Here is a 16,568-nt window from a genome sequence, read left to right on the forward strand (position 1 = left end):
ATACATCGGAGGCCAACGATCATGGAATTGCTATCCCTTCAAAATATATCTGTTGCATACGAGAAAAACCTGATCTTGAAAGACTTCAACCTGAGCCTGAACGAAGGCGAGCTGATCTCTCTGCTCGGACCATCAGGCTGCGGCAAGACGACAACGCTGCGCCTGATTGCTGGCTTCCTGGAAGCGAAGGACGGCAAGTTCCTATTCCAAGGAAAGGATTATACTCGGGTACCTGTGAACAAGCGCAACTTCGGCTTCGTATTCCAGAGCTATGCGCTGTTCCCGCACATGAGCGTGTTCGACAATGTCGCGTACGGCTTGAAGCTGCGCAAGGTGGACAAGTCGTCCATCGCGAAGCGTGTACACGAGATGCTGGAGGTTGTAGACCTGAAAGGCTTCGAAAAGCGATTCCCCGGAGAATTGTCCGGTGGACAGCGTCAACGCGTTGCAATCGCTCGTGCGCTCGTCATTCAGCCGGATTTGCTCCTGTTCGACGAACCGCTTAGTAACCTGGACGCGAACCTGCGCGTCAATATGCGCGTAGAAATTCGCCGCATTCAGAAGCAGCTTGGGATTACAAGCGTGTATGTATCTCACGACCAAGAGGAGTGCTTCTCCATCTCAGATAAGGTTGCCATCATGAACAAAGGCGTCATTGAGCAATTGGATGCGCCTGCGAACATTTATAAATACCCGGCCACTGAATTCGTTGCCCGGTTCATCGGCTTCAACAACTTTATCGACATTGGCGAAATGCATGATGACGGAGGAGCAATTACGATACACGGCGCAGAAGGAGTGAAGATGGAGGTCATCCATCGCTCGGGCCAACCATTGTCCAGCTCGATGAAGGGGGCCATTCGTCCGGACGATCTTCTCGTTGCTACAGACAACGAATGTACGGCAGGCATTGGCGGCTTAACAGCTGAGGATGTAGAAGCAGGACGGAACCAGATTGACGGTCAAGTGAAAATCAGTACCTTCCTCGGTCGCAGCTATCAATACATCGTCGAAACGCCGCTTGGCGAATTCACGGTAAATCGCGAAATGGAGACGCCGTTCGAACGCGGTACAGCCGTGAAGCTCGTACTGCCGAAAGAAAAAGTCGTTCTGGTGAGAACTTCGAACTAATATTAAATGTATACCTCTATACCAACGAACGAAGGACAGCGAGGAGTGGAATACATGAAAATAGATTTGTTGGTAACGAACGTCAGCGTATATAACGTGTATTTGAAACGATTCATACGAGGGAATGCCGCCATTCAGGATGGGCGTTTCCTCTACATTGGGAATCGCGGAACGGATGCATTCGAGGCGGTCAAAGTCGTGGACGGAACAGGAAAGTACATGATTCCAGGCCTCGTCGATATCCATCTTCATATTGAGAGCACGATGGTTACGCCGCAGACGTTCTCGCACGGCCTAATTCAAAATGGAGTTACGACGATCGTATCCGAGCCGCATGAGATGGCGAACGTGTTCGGCGTCGAAGGCGTTAAGGAAATGATCAATGCAAGCAAGGGCTGCACAGCGGACATCTTGTATGCAATTCCGAGCTCGGTGCCTGCAACGCCGCTGGAGACTACTGGAGGGGAAATCGATATCGCGGATATCGATGAGCTGCTGAAGGATGAGCGTGTCGTGTGCCTGGGCGAGATTATGAACTCGGTCGATGTTCTACGCGATCCGGACTGCAAAACGAACCGCATCCTGCACCATATCCGCACCAATTATCCGAATCTCGTTATCGAGGGACATACTCCGAAGAAGCTGGTTGATCTAGAACTGGCACGCTTCATGTTCGCAGGAGTAGACTCCGATCATACCGAGCAGGCCGTGGACAGCATGCGCGATCGGATGGCGAACGGCATGTTCCTTGAGATTCAGGAGAAGTCGATGACACCGGACATTATGGATGTACTCATTCATGAGGACGTAGCGGAGCTGTTCTGCTTCGTAACGGATGACGTCATGGCGGATACCTTCGTTCAAGACGGCCATTTGAATCACTTAGTTAAAAAGGCGATGGCTATGGGCATGAAGCCGGAACGCGCGATTTATGCGGCTACGTATACGCCAGCCAGACGGATGCACTTGTACGATCGCGGAGCAATTGCACCGAATAAAGTGGCGGACTTCGTACTGCTCAGCGACGTTGAGCAGTTCGACATCGCATCGGTATACAAGCATGGACGCTTGGCATATGAGGCTGGAACAGCCTATGAGCAAGAGCGCGGTGAACGCCAATTCCCGTCTCATTTCTATGAGAGTGTGAAGTTGCAGAAGCTAACGGCAGAAGATTTCCAGGTAGCTGCAGAGGCTGTTGATGGCGAGTATCTCTGCCGCGTCATGCAGGTGTTGAACGGAACGACGAACACGAAGGAACTGCATGAATCGGTACGTGTGGCAGATGGAGAATTGAAGTGGCAGGAGAGTCCATATGGGTTGATTGCTACCTTCGAACGTTATGGCAAGAACGGCAACCGTGCTTACGGACTTATTACGGGCAACACGATTAAGTGCGGAGCGATTGCGACGACGTATTCACATGACAATCACAACCTGCTTGTCGTAGGTCATTCACAGGCAGATATGGTGCTTGCGGCCAATACAGTCATTGCGGATCAAGGCGGCTTCTGTGTCGTTGATGACGGCAAGGTGATTGCACATATTCCGCTGCCTGTTGGCGGCATTTTGTCAGAGGAGCCGTTCGAGGAGTTCGGACAAGCCGTGAAGAAGCTGCGCGAGGCGATGGAATCAATCGGCTACGAGCATTACAACCCGATTATGTCGCTGTGTACGCATTCCTTGCCAGTAAGTCCGGCGCTGAAGCTAACGGATCTGGGATTGATCGATGTTCATGCTGGACAGGTCGTTCCGCTTCTGGTGGAAAAGGTTTGAACAACCGTATCGACTGCGAACCGTTGAGGTATAGGACTCACCTCCTTTCAGGAGGGAGTCTTTCCACTCAAGGTGTGTTGTGTCAGATTATTACACTACATATTAACATTGTCTTTTCTCTGGTTGTTTTACTTGAAACCAAGATTATAGGCGAAGAGTCGTAGGGATTGTTGCATCCTTACGGCTCTTCTCGTATTAGATCAGCCAAAGGGCTAGATTAACTACGACTATAAATTTTCAAGTAGGATCATTTGCCGTCGGTTTCTCGTACCTGCGTAGAATCCCCCGAAATCAATTGTGGCTGGAACACGATCTTTTGCTTCGGCATGTCTGGATTGTCTGCTTGGCGGAGCAGCAATTGAATCGTTTCCTTGGCCATCTCGGGAATTGGCTGTGCGATCGTCGTGAGACGCGGCACAACGATTTGAGACAGGATCGTATCGTCGAATCCAATGATGGACAAATCGTTAGGAACCTGCAAGCCGATCTGGTGTGCAGACTGCATAGCGCCGACGGCTAGCAAATCATTGCAGGTGAATATCGCAGTCGGACGGGAAGACTGCTGCAGTATTTGATTTGCGCCGGAACACCCTTCTGCGACAGACGAGTGAACGACTGTGATCCATTGATCGTTCGGCTCGATTCCTGCATCCTTCATCGCTTGCTTGGCGCCTCGAACCCGGTGCTCACCGCTTGGGCTGTCCTCTGTAATGATGCCGATATCGGTATGTCCAAGCTGGAGCAGGTGACGAATCGCCTCGTAGCCGCCTTTATAGTCATCCACGGTCACGGTGTGCATGGTCAGGGATGTGATGTCTTTGGAGAATAGCACGATGGGGAGACTGTCGGTAATGTAGTCTTCTAGCTGCGACCATTTTGTAAATTGGCAGGCAATGATAAGCCCGTCAATTTGCTTGCGCTGCAACAGGGAAATGTAATTTAACCCTTTATCATCCTTATTGTCTGTGCTGCACATAACAATACTGTATCCGGACGCTTGCGCTTGATCCTCCAGATTGCGGGCCACTTCAGCGAAAAAGGGGTTGGCCAGATCAGAGATGAGCAGGCCGAAGGTGGACGTTTTCTTTCCGGTTAACGCGGAAGCAACTACACTCGGCTGGTATTGCAGCTCTTTCATAATATGGAGGACACGCTCACGTGTTTTGGCGCTAATATTGCCTGTTTGATTGACGACCTTCGATACGGTGGCAATGGATACGCCAGCCGCCTTGGCTACGTCGTAAATAGTTGATTTCATAGGGAACTCCTCATCGTTCTTCGCACTTCTTGTGTACGTCTTCTCTTTATTTCTCATTATACAACAAAAGGAGAATGGACTACGCCATTCTCCTGTAAGAGACTGCTCGAAATAAGCGGCATCACTTTTTTTCAAAAAGCCACTCGTGTTCGGGATCATTGTGGAACTTCCATGTACGCACAGGTCCCGCCATCACGTTCAAATAATAGGAATCGTATCCTGGAGGCGCGGATACCGGGTGATACCCCTCTGGAACTAGGACGACATGGCGGTGCGGCACGGCCATCGTCTCATCCAACGAACGGTCGTCATTGTATACGCGCTGCATAATGAACCCTTGCTTAGGATTGACTTCATGATAATAGGTTTCTTCCAAATATGATTCATGCGGCAAATTTTCCTGATCGTGCTTATGCGGCGGATAGCTGGACCAATGCCCGCCAGGCGTGAACACCTCTACGACGAGCAGGCTGTCCGCCTCTTTTTGTTCCGGCAAAATATTATGGATATGCCGCTCGATGCTGCCAGAACCGCGTGTTTCTACACCGACATCTTCAGGAGCAATGACACGAGCCGGGTATGTCCCCTTGCCAGGGGCCGCACAGACAGCTAGTTCTAAGGCCGTTTCGGCCTGAACGGTATATCGATCATGGTTCGGTACGTAAACCGAATACGGAGGAATGCGCTCAAATACACTCATGCGCTGTCCAAGCACACCGAACGATTTTTTCGAAGTGCTGACCTCAGCCTTCCCACTCAGCAGGACAAGGCATACCTCCTGCTCATTTGTATCGTTTTGCAGCTTTTCACCTGGCTGCAGCGAATACAGTTCGAACCCTACATACTCCCAGCCTGCGCTTTGCGGCGTAACGGAAATGACCTTGCCTTGCTCATCTCTTGGTTGTGGCGATACGAGTAATTTAGACATAAAGGCGGCCTCCTTGCCTCAGTAGAGAATAGTTTTTATAAATACAAATCTATATGTTAATGGGCTATCTTAACAGGCAGCCCGGTACGCAGCGACTCTTTGGCCGCCAGTGCGATGCGTTCCGCCTGCAATCCGTCGTTGGCATCACAGACGACTGGGCCATTGTGCATAATGGCCCGAACGAAGTCTTGAACCTCCTGAATATAGGCCTGCGTATAACGCTCGATGAAGAAATGCAGCGGCTTGTCCATATGAACTCCATTAGCCGTCGCAACAACCGCTGTAGAAGGACGGTCGTTCTGTGTTGAGACACAGCCGTCGGAGCCGAATGCTTCCAGACGCTGATCATAACCGTACACGGCCTTGCGGCTGTTCTCGATAATGCCGAGCGCACCGTTGGCAAAGCGAAGACTAACAATGGCTGTGTCAATATCGTTCAATTCCCCAATTTTCGGATCGACCAGATTCGCTCCTTGCGCATATACCTCAACGACCTCGCTTTGCATGACATAGCGGGCCATATCGAAGTCGTGAATGGTCATATCAATGAACAGTCCGCCGGATTTGGCGATATACTCTGCTGATGGCGGTTCTGGATCGCGCGACGTAATGCGCAGCAAGTGTGGGGCTCCAATGCCTCCGGATTGTACGACGTCACGCGCTTTTTTGTAATTATGGTCAAAGCGGCGGTTAAAGCCGACCTGCATCTTCACGCCGGACTTCTTAACCGCAGCTAGTGCTTGCTCTGTCGTTTCGATTGAGAAGCTGACAGGCTTCTCACAGAAAATATGCTTGCCGGCTTCGGCAGCCTCACGAATGATGTCCGCATGTGTGCTGGTCGGTGAACAGATAAACACCGCTTGAATATCCGGGTCATGAAGAATGTCTTGATAGTCGTTCGTGACATCTGGGATTCCATGCGCGGAAGCCCATTCGTCCAACCCTTCCGTATATACGTCTGATATTGCGCGAACGCGGATATTGCTCATTTGTTGAATATGGCTTGCATGCAGCTTTCCAATTCGTCCGGCTCCGATGATTCCTACTTGCAGCATAATAATCCCTGCTTTCTCTGAGTGTGATCGAAATTGTTCTGTATATGGAACAGTAAAACGACGACTTATTAGGCAAAGTAGGGAAAGCGCTTAACTCATATTTTAACTATAGGCTATGTTCCAGAGGTTGGCAAGGTGAAAAATCAATAATCGAGCGGGATTCCGCTGTGTTACAGGGAAAATGGCAAGTTATTTTAAATAGGAAAAGAAGATTTGCAAGTGAAAAAAAGAACTTATTAAATCATTAAAAAAGCGTTTACATTACCAAATTGGTGTGCATATAATTAGCTACAAGGTAAGCGCTTAACTCAACTCGCAACAGAAAGAGACTGCATCATAGTGGCCTCAGTCCTGCAGAAAGAGGGCATGAGGCAGAGAACATGGAGGTGCTGACTGGATATGAGTACATTATCATTCCCTAAGGATCGGCCATTCGACTTGATTGCCACCGGAAGACTGTGCATCGATCTAAATGCGAACGAAATTAATCGGCCAATGGAGGAGACGAGAACGTTCACGAAGTACGTGGGCGGATCTCCAGCGAACATTGCAATTGGGGCGGCACGCCTCGGCATGAAAAGCGGATTCATCGGCAAGCTGTCCGATGATCAGATGGGCCGTTACATACGACAATATTTGAACGATCAATCGATAGATACGTCGCAGCTTGCTGTTGATGATACGGGAGCAATGACAGGATTAGCCTTTACTGAAATTAAAAGTCCTACAGATTGCAGCATTCTGATGTACCGTGACCATGTAGCGGATCTCCTCCTTAAGCCGGAAGAGGTATCTGAGGAGTATATCAAGCAGACGAAGGCGCTGCTCATATCAGGAACGGCGCTCGCTGCGAGCCCGTCACGCGAGGCAGTATTCATTGCCTTGGAATATGCACGCAAGCATGGGGTATTCGTATTTTTCGATCTAGACTATCGCCCGTACACCTGGAAAAATGTTGCGGAAACCTCGATTTATTATCAGCTTGCGGCGGAAAAATGCGACTTTGTCATTGGAACGCGCGAAGAGTTCGACATGATGGAGAAGTTCTCCGGTCAGCAAGCGGACGATCGACTGACTGCGGCGAAATGGTTCGGGCATCATGCGCAGGTTGTTCTCATTAAGCATGGCTCGGAAGGTTCGATTGCCTATACGAAAGACGGAGAAGCGCATAGAGGGGGCATTTTCAAGACGAAGGTGCTCAAGACATTCGGAGCGGGCGATTCCTATGCGTCTGCCATGATTTATGCGTTGATGCAGGGCTGGGATTTGCCGCGTGCGATGGAATACGGCAGCGCTTCGGCCGCCATCGTTATCTCGCGCCATAGCTGCTCAGACGCGATGCCAACGACCGCGGAACTGGATGAATTCATCAGAAGCGCGGAGCGTGGGGAATAGACCTGAATACCGCTGACACACGACCAAATCTTCAATTGGAATGAAACTGAATTGGATTGAATGCAGCCATAACGGCCCGATGGGGAAGTTTGCGGCGTATGAGATAGTGAGCAAGTTATAAGTCATTCAACATGGAGGGACGGTTCATGCTCGTTACATTAACGGAAATGATGCAGGGGTTGCAGGAACGCAATGCGGCCGTGCCGGCATTTAACGTATTTGGTTATGAGGATGCTTCGGCGGTCATTGCCGCAGCCGAGGAAATCGGAGCGCCGGTCATATTGGCGACAAATAAGGTGGCGATTCGCTACATGCCTCTTCAAGTATCAGGAGCGTTGTACAGAAGCTTGGCTGAGCGTGCGAAGGTGCCAGTATGCATCCATTTGGATCACGGCGATGGATTCGAGTCGGCAGCCGAAGCGATTATGAGTGGATACACATCCATTATGTATGACGGCTCGCAGCTGCCACTCGCGGACAATATTCGCAGCACGCGGGAAATTGTAAAGCTGGCGCATGCCTGCGGCATTCCTGTCGAAGCGGAAATCGGAGCCGTCGGATATACGGATCCGTCCATGAATGTGGAGGCTAGACTGACAGCACCAGGCGAAGCAAAGGTGTTTGCGGAAGAGACTGGTGTCGACACACTGGCAGTGGCGATCGGAACGCTGCACCGGATGGAAGAACAGTCCGCACCGATCGATTACGAACGGCTCGCGGAGATTGAGCGCGTCGTATCGGTGCCACTCGTGCTGCATGGATCGACAGGAGTGAAGGACGATGATTTGCGCAGGCTTGCGGCTACACGCATCAGCAAGGTCAATATCGGTACGGCACTCCGCATGGCGTTCGGCAAGACACTGCGCAGCGAAATACTGAACAAACCAAATGAGTTCGACCGCGTTGCCTTATTCGCCCGTCCGATGGAAGCGGTGAAGGAAGCGGCCAAACAGAAGATGCTGCTGCTGAATGCCCATCAAGCTTTGAATGTGTAACTCTTTTGAACGTATAAAAGGAACGGTTTGCTAGGTTCACATCCGGATTTCAGATGTTCTTTACTATATATGAAATGACGAGAGGAGAATGGAACATGACAGAAGCAATCACCATTCGCAACTATGTCGGGGGACAATGGAAGGAATCAACATCAGGTAAAACGGAACCGGTATACAATCCGGCTACGGGCAACATTATCGGGCATGTCCCGTTGTCCAGCATGGAAGAATTGAATGAAGCGGTAGCTGTGGCTGCGGAAGCGTTCCGCACATGGTCGCGTACTGCTGTTCCGCGTCGGGCGCGCATCATGTTCAAGTATCAGCAGCTTCTCGTTGAGCATTGGGATGAGCTGGCCAAGCTGATTACGCTTGAGAACGGCAAAAATTTCAAAGAAGCACACGGTGAAGTGCAACGAGGCATCGAATGCGTGGAATTCGCAGCCGGTGCACCAACGCTCATGATGGGCAAGCAGCTGCCGGACATTGCTACCAACATTGAATCCGGTATGTACCGTTATCCAATCGGTGTCGTTGGCGGCATTACCCCGTTCAACTTCCCGATGATGGTGCCGTGCTGGATGTTCCCGCTGGCGATCGCTTGCGGCAACACGTTCGTATTGAAGCCTTCCGAGCGTACTCCTCTTCTGGCTTGCCGTTTGGCGGAGCTCATGGAAGAAGCGGGCTTGCCGAAGGGCGTTCTGAATATTGTCCATGGGGCGCATGATGTCGTGAATGGATTGCTTGATCATAAGCAGGTGAAGGCGATCTCCTTCGTTGGCTCCCAGCCAGTCGGCGAATATGTGTACAAGCGCGGCACTGCCAACTTGAAGCGCGTGCAAGCCTTGACCGGAGCCAAGAACCACTCGATCGTAATGGAAGACGCGAATTTGGAGAACGCTACGACGCAAATTATCAATGCAGCATTCGGTTCGGCCGGAGAACGCTGCATGGCCTGCTCAGTTGTGCTCGTGCAGGAATCGGTTGCGGACGAGTTCGTTGCACAGCTTGTGAAGGCTTCTGATGAGCTTATTATTGGCAATGGCGAACGCGATGACGTGTTCCTTGGGCCAGTCATTCGCGAAGGTCATAAGGAGAGAGCGATCGGTTACATTGATGCTGGCGTGCAGGAGGGGGCCAAGCTTGTGCGCGATGGCCGCCAGGACGCAGAAACCAATGGCGATGGCTTCTTCATGGGGCCGACGATTTTCGATGAAGTGACACAGCAAATGAAGATTTGGCAGGATGAGATTTTTGCGCCGGTATTGTCAATTGTGCGTGTAAAGGATATCGATGAGGCAATCGCTTGGGCGAATGAATCGCGGTTTGCGAACGGTGCCTGCATCTTCACGTCGAGCGGCGCTTATATGAGACAATTCCGTGAGCATATCGATGCAGGGATGCTCGGTGTAAACGTTGGCGTCCCAGCACCGATGGCCTTCTTCCCGTTCTCTGGCTACAAGGATTCCTTCTATGGGGATTTGCATGCGAACGGCACGGACGGAGTAGAGTTCTATACCCGCAAAAAGATGGTCACTACGCGCTGGTAAGGATGGTGTTCGGGATGGAAACGATCCGTTTAACAATGGCGCAGGCACTCGTCAAGTTCCTGGATCAGCAGTATGTGGAGTTTGACGGTGTGGAGCAGCGCTTCATTAAAGGCGTATTTACGATATTTGGTCACGGCAATGTGCTTGGATTGGGCCAAGCGCTCGAAGAGAACTGCGGCGGCTTGGAAGTATACCAAGGGCGCAATGAGCAGGGGATGGCTCAGGCTGCCGTCGCATTTGCCAAGCAGATGCGGCGCAAGCAAATATGCGCCTGCACCTCCTCTGTCGGGCCGGGTGCAGCCAACATGATAACCGCTGCGGCAACGGCGACGGCGAATCAAATTCCGGTGTTGCTGCTTCCGGGAGACACGTTCGCCTCTCGCCAGCCCGATCCGGTGCTGCAGCAAATTGAGCAGCCACATGATCTTACCATATCGACGAATGATGCTTTTCGTCCGGTAAGCAAGTATTGGGATCGAATCGTGCGTCCGGAGCAGCTAATGACGGCACTGATTCAAGCAATGCGGGTGCTGACCAATCCGGCCGACACCGGTGCCGTTACGCTGGCATTGCCGCAGGACGTACAGGGGGAGGCATATGATTATCCAGTCTCTTTCTTCGAGAAGCGGGTGCATCGGATCGATCGGCGGCCTGCATCAGCGGCGCAGCTTGAAGATGCGGTTCGCCTCATCGCTCGCAAACGCAAGCCGCTGCTTATCTGCGGCGGAGGCGTTCGCTACTCCGAAGCGGGAGATGCACTGGCGGCATTCGCGGAAGCCTTCCATATTCCGTTGGCTGAGACGCAGGCGGGCAAGAGCGCGATCGCAAGCTCTCATCCGCTTAATCTGGGCGGCATCGGAGTTACAGGCAATTCGGCTGCGAATGCGATAGCCAAGGATGCGGATCTCATTATTGGGGTTGGCACCCGCTTTACTGATTTTACGACAGGTTCTAAGGAACTGTTCGGCAATCCTGATATAGATGTTGTGACGGTGAATGTATCCGAATTCCAAGCGATTAAGCTGGATGCAACTCCGATAGTGGCTGACGCAAAAGTGGGATTGGAGGAGCTTCATCAGCGGCTTCAATCCCTGGATTACCGTTCAGCCTATACAGGGGAGATTCAAGAAGCGCGCGACGCTTGGGATAAGGAATGGCAGCGCTTGGCTGGCATTCAGTACGTACAAGGCGCAGGTTCATTTACTCCAGAAATTGAGGGCCATTTGGATGAGGCACTGCCAGAATACGCGGCGGCGCTTGGCAGCAGCCTGACGCAGACACAGGTTGTGGCCGCCTTGAACCAACTGCTCGGCGACAATGCGATTGTTGTGGGCGCAGCCGGCAGCCTTCCAGGGGATTTGCAGCGGATGTGGCGGGCTGAGACACCGCATTCGTACCATATGGAATATGGCTACTCATGTATGGGATACGAAATTGCAGGCGCGCTTGGCGTGAAGATGGCGGAGCCGGAGCGAGAGGTATACGCTTTTACCGGTGATGGCAGTTACTTAATGCTTCACTCTGAGCTGCTGACGAGCATTCAAGAGGGACGGAAAATTAACGTCCTGCTATTCGACAATAATGGTTTCGGATGTATTAACAATTTACAGATGGGCAACGGCATGGGCAGCTTCGGCACGGAGTTCCGTTCGCGTAACCCGTATACGGGCAAGCTGGACGGGCCTCTTGTCGGCATCGATTTTGCGCTTAGTGCCTCGGGGTACGGAGCCGTTACGTATTCGGTACGCACCATGAAGGAGCTCGAACAGGCCGTGATGGCAGCTAAGCGCCAGAAGGAATCGACGTTGATCGATATTAAGGTGCTCCCGAAGACGATGACCCATGGCTATGATGCATGGTGGAATGTCGGCGTAGCAGAGGTGTCGGACAAGAAGGCAATTGCCCAAGCCTATGATGAGCGGCGCCAATCCCTGAGCCAGGCACGACCATATTAGCCAATCCTCTCGTATATTCGATGGCAAGTTCGACGGCAATAACCTTTATTAACATGTCACAGAGCAGGAAACAGCAGTAATGGAGCAGGCGGTGGACAGTCGGGCACTGTATTTCGTAGGTGGAAGTTGCATGGAATGTTCGATGTTCAGAGCGCTTGACGGGCAGCAGAGGTTGGAAGGTTGTTTTTTAGAACCTAGCTTTGCGAGGTGTTCGAGCTGCCCTTCGAAGCTGATCCGCCTGCCTCCATGAATCTTAATTATGACTTCTGGGGAGGAATGGGCATGTTTGCAGCAGAGAGTGTGAAGATTGGGATTGCTCCTATCGGTTGGACGAACGATGATATGCCTGAATTAGGCGGAGGAAATACATTCGAGCAATGCGTGAGCGAAATGGCGCTCGCTGGGTTTGCCGGCACGGAAATCGGCAATAAGTATCCTCGTGAAGTTGAGGTACTGCGGAAGGCGCTGCATCTGAGGAATCTGGAGGTAGCGAGTGCCTGGTTTAGCGCTTACCTGACTGTGAAGCCGCTTGGAGAAACGGTAGAGGCATTTATTCAACACCGTGACTTTTTGCATGCGATGGGCTCGAAGGTCATTGTTGTATCCGAGCAGGGACACAGCATTCAGGGAGAAATGGATACTCCGCTTTTTGATAATAAGCCGATATTCAACAACGAAGATTGGAAGCGCTTAACTGAGGGGCTTCATCGATTGGGAGAGCTCGCTCGGGCCATGGATATGCACCTTGTGTACCATCATCATATGGGAACTGGCGTTCAGACAACGGTGGAAATCGAGCGACTGATGGCTAGCACAGATCCGGAGCTGGTGTCCTTGCTGTATGATACAGGCCACCTTGTATTTTCCGGAGAGAATCCCCTATACATATTGAATCGTTATATGGATCGCATTAAGCATGTTCACTTGAAGGATGTGCGCAAGGATGTGGCGCGCCGCGTAATTGAAGAAAAGCTCAGCTTCCTGCAGGCGGTAAAGGAAGGGGTATTCACGGTTCCCGGAGATGGATGCATTCCCTTCGAACCGGTGTTCCAATCGCTTGCAACGGCTGGATACCGCGGTTGGATGCTGGTGGAAGCGGAGCAGGATCCTGCTCGGGCGAATCCGCTCGAATACGCAATGAAGGCTAGACAGTATATTTTGCAGCAAGCGGGCGTATAAACGGAGGGACGAACAGATGAAACAGGGCAAACAGATATCGGTAGGTCTTGTAGGCTTAGGAAGACTCGGGCGGCAGCACGCGGATAATTTGGCGCATCGCATTCCGAATTGCAAATTGATGGCCGTATGCAGTGTGATACCGGAAGAGGTGGAGGAAGCTCAACAAGAGCTGAATGTCCCTTACGGGTATACGAATTATGAGGATATGCTGCGCAATCAAGAACTGGACGCCATTTTTATTGCTTCTCCATCTTCTTATCATTGCGAACAGATTGAGCAGGCGCTGGAAGCTGGGTTTCACGTATTCAGTGAGAAGCCGCTTGGGCTGTACATGGAGGAAGCGCTGCGCGTGCGGAAGGCTGTTCGCAAGCATCCGAATCAGGTGTTCATGCTTGGTTTTATGCGCAGATATGACCGCTCTTATGCGTATGCGAAGAAACAAATTGAAGCGGGTGCGATTGGCGAACCCGTGCTGATTCGCTGTTATGGGATCGATCCGGCACAAGCGATGCCTGGCTTCATGCAATTTGCCAAGAGCAACTATAGCGGGGGTTTGTTCCTCGATATGGCAATTCATGATTTGGATTTGGCTCGGTGGTATTTGGGCGTGGAAGCGGAACGCGTGTGGGCAATCGGCGGTTCTCATCGATATACCGAGCTTGCGGAGCTGAACGATGCAGAAACTGGAGCAGCACTTGTACAATTTGCAGACAATAAGATGGGGATATTTGTAGCGGGTCGCAATTGTGCGCACGGCTATCATATCGAGACAGAAATTATAGGTACGCAAGGATCACTGCGCATCGGGACTGTACCAGAGAAAAATCAAGTCATGATTCTCGATGATCGGGGTGTCGTGAGAGAGTGCGCAAATGGATTCCTTGAACGGTTTGAACAGGCTTATATGAATGAAGCAGTTGAATTTGTACAGGCAATCCTCGAGGGAAGACAACCGAAAGTAACAGTAGAGGATGGGGTGCTGTCGACCGCGCTTGGGTATGCATGCAAGGAGTCATTTGAAAGCGGCCAACTGGTTGACGTTCGAATGCCTGCTGCTATGACTGCCATCAAGTAAGAATGGGATTTCGTAATCCTTCTCGGTGCCATCAGTCCCATTTACTAGAACTAGCAATGATAAGCACAAGATTTCTCTATGCATAGAGGAGGGCTTTCATGACTTACATCACGGTCATCACCTTTTTACTGTATACTGGAATTGTTGCCTGGTACTCATGGTACAAGACGCGCAGTGTGGATTTGAACAGCTCGGATGGATACTTTCTGGGCGGGCGCAGCTTGACAGGCATTGTAATCGCTTTCTCGCTGCTGTTGACGAACTTATCGACGGAGCAAATGGTTGGATTGAATGGGCAAAGCTATGCAACTTCCATGGTTGTCATGGCTTGGGAGGTAACTTCGCCGATCGCGCTCATCTTTATGGCATTTATCTTCTTGCCGCGTTATTTGAAGTCAGGGATTACGACAATCCCGGATTTTCTGGAACAGCGCTATGATTTGCGTACGCGTCAGATTATCTCGATTTTGTTTTTGCTTGGATATGCTGTTGCTTATTTGCCTACCGTGCTCTACTCTGGTGCACTTGTGCTTGATACGATTTTTAATATTTCGGCTCGATTTGATCTGAGTGATTTCAATATTATATTGGTTGTATCTCTTGCGATTGGGATTACAGGGATTGCTTACGTGGTACTAGGCGGTCTGCGCGCATGTGCACTGTCGGATACGCTGAATGGAGTCGGCCTTATTGTCGGTGGTCTGCTCATTACCGTGCTTGGTCTGGTTGCACTCGGAGGAGGCAATTTGTTCGATGGGGTCAGCACACTGCTGCATAAAGAACCCGAGAAGTTGAACTCCATTGGTGACAGTTCTTCGCCAGTTCCTTGGGTGACGATCTGCGCAGGGCTTCTCTTCAACAATTTATTCTATTGGTGTACGAATCAGGCGATCGTTCAGCGGACGCTGGGCGCCAAAAACTTGAAGGAAGGCCAAAAGGGCGTGCTGTATGCCGGCATGTTCAAAATTTTCGGAGCATTCTATCTCGTTCTTCCGGGCATTATTGCCTATCATCTCTTTAACAATTCGCTTAGCAATGCGGATATGGCCTATCCATCACTTGTTATTGAGGTTCTTCCGACGTTACTGTCTGGATTTTTCGCGGCCGTGTTGTTCGGTGCGATATTAAGCTCATTTAATGGGGCGCTCAACAGTTCGTTAACCTTGTTCACCTTGGATATTTACAAGCCGATATTCAAGCCGAACGCGACGGATCAGCAGCTCGTGAAGGCAGGCAGAATCTTTGCCGTCGCGCTTGGTCTTATTGCAGTAGCTGTTGCACCCTTTATTCTGTATGCGCCTTCAGGATTGTATTACTACTTGCAGGAGATGTTCGGATTTTATAACATCCCGATCATTGCCGCTGTCGTTGTCGGCTTCTTTAGCAAGAAGGTACCGGCAATTGCGCCTAAAATAGCATTGGTTGTCCATATTGTACTCTATACCCTGTCCAAATTCTTTTTGGGTACGCTCAACTTCCTGTACATTTTAAGTGTATTGTTCCCAGTCTGCGTGTTAGTCATGCTGCTCGTCGGGAAATGGAAACCGCGCGAACAGGATTTCGAGCTGTTTGAATCAGGCAAGGTGGATTTGACGCCATGGAAGCATGCGAAGGCATTTACCGTCGTCATGATCGTGCTTATGATCGCTGTTTACATTCTATTCTCTCCATTAGGAATAGCTGCTTAATAGGGAGAGAGGAGTCTATCTTCTAGTACTATGAATAAGGGGTTAGCCTGAGAAAAGGAGCTTGGGAGTTTGGGATTCCATGCTAAGTGTGGGCTGCCCCTTCTCTAGTAAGTGGTGTCATCATTATCCTAAGTATCCCTATTATTAATAGAAGGAGTTAGAGGAGAAACATGGCTGGGATAAACAAATTCAAAAAAAGAGGTTGCATTCTTTTAAGTAGCTATGGTATATTCTAATTCCTGCTTCGCTAAGAGGTGGGCAACAACAAATGAAAACAACTTAAAAACAAGTTGAAAAAAGTTGTTGACTTCGAATGAACGAAGTGATAAGATATAAAAGTCGCCGCTGACAAAGCGGTGAGAAAAAGAAAGTAACTAAGAAATTGGTTGCTGACTGAAATTGTTCTTTGAAAACTGAACAACGAGCAACGTTTGTGAATGAGGTAGCAATACCTCGTCAAAAGATATGAGCAGTTCAAACTTAACTTTAACGGAGAGTTTGATCCTGGCTCAGGACGAACGCTGGCGGCGTGCCTAATACATGCAAGTCGAGCGGACTTGAAGGAGTGCTTGCACTCCTGATAGTTAGC

At 50.6% G+C, this 16,568-nt stretch carries 12 protein-coding genes and 1 rRNA gene; 10 read left to right on the forward strand and 3 right to left on the reverse strand.

Translation table 11 applies throughout. The annotated features are described in order from the left end of the window. Window positions 1–21 precede the first annotated feature (21 nt). Together BLS15_RS14260 and BLS15_RS14265 are read left to right on the forward strand one after the other, a co-directional pair. Window positions 22–1,131: an ABC transporter ATP-binding protein gene (locus tag BLS15_RS14260; protein ID WP_021252206.1), complete on the forward strand. Its 1,110-nt coding sequence runs from the start codon at window positions 22–24 to the stop codon at window positions 1,129–1,131. A 54-nt stretch (window positions 1,132–1,185) separates the two neighbouring features. Next, window positions 1,186–2,904, forward strand: a complete 1,719-nt coding sequence (locus BLS15_RS14265; RefSeq protein ID WP_028533677.1) for an adenine deaminase — start codon at window positions 1,186–1,188, stop codon at window positions 2,902–2,904. Between the two features lie 247 nt (window positions 2,905–3,151). Here BLS15_RS14265 and BLS15_RS14270 read toward each other — a convergent pair whose 3' ends face one another. The 3 genes from BLS15_RS14270 to iolG all read right to left on the reverse strand — a co-directional run bounded on the left by BLS15_RS14270 (window position 3,152) and on the right by iolG (window position 6,151). Beyond that, entirely contained in the window at window positions 3,152–4,162 is a 1,011-nt protein-coding gene (locus BLS15_RS14270) for a LacI family DNA-binding transcriptional regulator (protein ID WP_021252204.1), read from the reverse strand. Between the two features lie 121 nt (window positions 4,163–4,283). After that, window positions 4,284–5,090, reverse strand: coding sequence for a 5-deoxy-glucuronate isomerase (gene iolB, locus BLS15_RS14275; RefSeq protein ID WP_021252203.1), 807 nt, complete (start codon window positions 5,088–5,090; stop codon window positions 4,284–4,286). A 56-nt stretch (window positions 5,091–5,146) separates the two neighbouring features. Continuing rightward, complete coding sequence (iolG, locus tag BLS15_RS14280; RefSeq protein WP_028533678.1) at window positions 5,147–6,151, reverse strand: inositol 2-dehydrogenase; 1,005 nt, start codon at window positions 6,149–6,151, stop codon at window positions 5,147–5,149. Window positions 6,152–6,544: 393 nt separating this feature from the next. On the opposite strand from iolG, the gene iolC reads away from it, so the two are divergent. The 8 genes from iolC to BLS15_RS14320 all read left to right on the forward strand — a co-directional run. Continuing rightward, the gene (gene iolC / locus BLS15_RS14285; RefSeq protein ID WP_021252201.1) at window positions 6,545–7,540 is read left to right on the forward strand and encodes a 5-dehydro-2-deoxygluconokinase; all 996 of its coding nucleotides are present in this window, start codon (window positions 6,545–6,547) and stop codon (window positions 7,538–7,540) included. A gap of 146 nt (window positions 7,541–7,686) precedes the next feature. Further along, the gene (locus BLS15_RS14290; protein ID WP_021252200.1) at window positions 7,687–8,535 is read left to right on the forward strand and encodes a class II fructose-bisphosphate aldolase; all 849 of its coding nucleotides are present in this window, start codon (window positions 7,687–7,689) and stop codon (window positions 8,533–8,535) included. 95 nt (window positions 8,536–8,630) lie between these two features. After that, window positions 8,631–10,082 (forward strand): CoA-acylating methylmalonate-semialdehyde dehydrogenase, encoded by a 1,452-nt coding sequence (locus BLS15_RS14295; protein ID WP_090512122.1) that lies wholly within the window; start codon window positions 8,631–8,633, stop codon window positions 10,080–10,082. A gap of 14 nt (window positions 10,083–10,096) precedes the next feature. Continuing rightward, window positions 10,097–12,037 carry a 3D-(3,5/4)-trihydroxycyclohexane-1,2-dione acylhydrolase (decyclizing) gene (gene iolD, locus BLS15_RS14300; RefSeq protein ID WP_021252198.1) on the forward strand — a complete coding sequence of 647 codons (1,941 nt, stop codon included), beginning with the start codon at window positions 10,097–10,099 and terminating at the stop codon, window positions 12,035–12,037. Window positions 12,038–12,319: 282 nt separating this feature from the next. Next, window positions 12,320–13,216, forward strand: coding sequence for a myo-inosose-2 dehydratase (gene iolE / locus BLS15_RS14305; protein ID WP_021252197.1), 897 nt, complete (start codon window positions 12,320–12,322; stop codon window positions 13,214–13,216). A 16-nt stretch (window positions 13,217–13,232) separates the two neighbouring features. Continuing rightward, complete coding sequence (locus tag BLS15_RS14310; protein ID WP_021252196.1) at window positions 13,233–14,291, forward strand: Gfo/Idh/MocA family oxidoreductase; 1,059 nt, start codon at window positions 13,233–13,235, stop codon at window positions 14,289–14,291. 98 nt (window positions 14,292–14,389) lie between these two features. Then, entirely contained in the window at window positions 14,390–15,979 is a 1,590-nt protein-coding gene (locus BLS15_RS14315) for a solute:sodium symporter family transporter (protein ID WP_021252195.1), read from the forward strand. Window positions 15,980–16,465: 486 nt separating this feature from the next. Beyond that, window positions 16,466–16,568, forward strand: a 16S ribosomal RNA gene (locus tag BLS15_RS14320); the annotation flags it as partial.

Source organism: Paenibacillus sp. cl6col (assembly GCF_900102125.1).
Taxonomy (GTDB): domain Bacteria; phylum Bacillota; class Bacilli; order Paenibacillales; family Paenibacillaceae; genus Paenibacillus_B; species Paenibacillus_B suaedae.